This is a genomic window from Geobacillus jurassicus NBRC 107829 (genome assembly GCF_001544315.1).
Taxonomy (GTDB): domain Bacteria; phylum Bacillota; class Bacilli; order Bacillales; family Anoxybacillaceae; genus Geobacillus; species Geobacillus jurassicus.
Genome location: NZ_BCQG01000113.1, coordinates 1 through 1,708, shown reverse-complemented (window position 1 = coordinate 1,708; position 1,708 = coordinate 1). Strand labels below are relative to the sequence as shown.

Annotated in this window: 1 protein-coding gene; it reads left to right on the top strand. The window is 56.4% G+C overall.

The genetic code is table 11. From position 1 onward, the window contains the following. Positions 1 to 190 precede the first annotated feature (190 nt). Complete coding sequence (locus tag GJ1_RS17345) at positions 191 to 1,558, top strand: ISLre2 family transposase (RefSeq protein WP_066235135.1); 1,368 nt, start codon at positions 191 to 193, stop codon at positions 1,556 to 1,558. The last annotated feature ends 150 nt before the right edge of the window (positions 1,559 to 1,708 follow it).

Genomic DNA, 1,708 nt, shown 5'->3' with positions numbered 1-1,708 from the left:
TGTGAGTAAAATATTTGTGGGTGACATTCCGAAATGATCCCCGACGAGGGTTGCGAACTTTTGTTCGCGACGCTCGTCGGGGCCACCAAGCGAAGCGCGGTAGAAAAAAGCAAATGTCATGCAAAAAGGACTCTCTCCCTGCTATGATGGTGATTGTCAACATCAACCGAAAACAGGAGGGAGAGAGTCCATGAAACATCTTACCACAGAATGGCCTTTATTAAAAGAGCTGGAGGAACAATTCGTCAGAACTCTTCAAAAGGTGTTCGCTGTCTTGTTGGCGGCCCTTTTGGAGGAGATTGATCAACAACTGGCGGAAGCGCGGGACAAGCGCCGGTATCAGCTGAAAGACAAACGGCCGACCACGATCCAAACGCTGTTTGGAGAAGTGACGTTTCGACGGAACTACTACTATGATCGGCAGGCGGGGGCGTATACCTTCTTGCTGGATGCCGAACTGGGCTTTGATGGAGCGCAGTCGATCAGCCCTTGCCTCGAGGAAACGGCGGTCGAGTTGGCCGTAGAGTGCTCTTCCTACCGCAAAGCGGCCCGTACGTTGGAGTCGATCGTGGGGTATGCGGTCCTAAGCCACGAGGCGATTCGCCAACTGGTGCTGGAGGCCCCTGTCTCGCTGCACCACCCTGTTTCCCAACGGCACGGCCGAGTGCTGTTTGTGGAGGCGGATGGGCTGTTCATTTCCCGCCAGGGGAAAGGGAAACGGGCGAAAGAAGAGAAAATCCTGGCGATTCACGAGGGATGGAAACGAAACGGTTCGCAGCTCGAGCTCGTGAACCGGCGCCACTACCTCCATGAAGGGGCGGGAGACGTGTGGGAACGGTTTGAAGAGTGGCTGATGAACGAATATGCCTATGATCCGTGCCGGGACCTTTTGATCATCAACGGCGACGCGGCGTCGTGGATCACGGCCTGCCGGGAGTATTTTGGGAAGCGGGCGTGCTTTCAGCTGGATCGATTTCATGTGGCGCGGGAGCTGCGTCAGTGTCTGTCCGGCCATCCGCGTTGGCGGGAGGTGCGGAAGAAGCTGGCGAAACAAGACGAAGAGGGGCTTCTGGTGGAGCTGAACAGCGCGGTCGGCACGTTGGAGGACGAAGGCAAAGAACAACAGCTGGCCGCCTTGATTCGCCGGATCGAGTCGATGCCGGGATGCATCCGGGACTATCGGGAGTGGCTGTCGGAGCAAGGGGTGGAGACGACCGGCATGCGTCCGATGGGCCACGCCGAGAGCGTGATGAGCCGGTTTGCGCATCGGGTGAAATCCCGCCGCAGCTGGAAAGACCAAGGGCTTCGGGCGTTTCTGAGGGCGATGGCAGCCCGAATCGACGGGATTTGGCGGAGAAATGGGCAGTTGGTGGAGGAAGAAGAGACCCGAACGGCAGCCTCGGCCTCGACGAAGTCCAAGCGGGTTGAACAGGCCAAACGGAAGGCAGGACGGTTGTGGGCAGATGTGGTGCGTCAGAATCTACCGTGTCTGCAGCGGTCATCCGGGACGCCGATCCATCGAGCGTTGTCGGCGCTTCGGGATTTTGGTTGGGTGTAAAAAAATGGAATACAATATCATCACCTCAAGATGAGGGATGAGAGTCCGAAAGCGCTTACGATATCAATTCCTGAAAATGGTTCGCTAACTAGTGATTGACAACACCCGTAGTGAACCGAAAAAATGTTCTCCACAAAGTCTTGACTGACT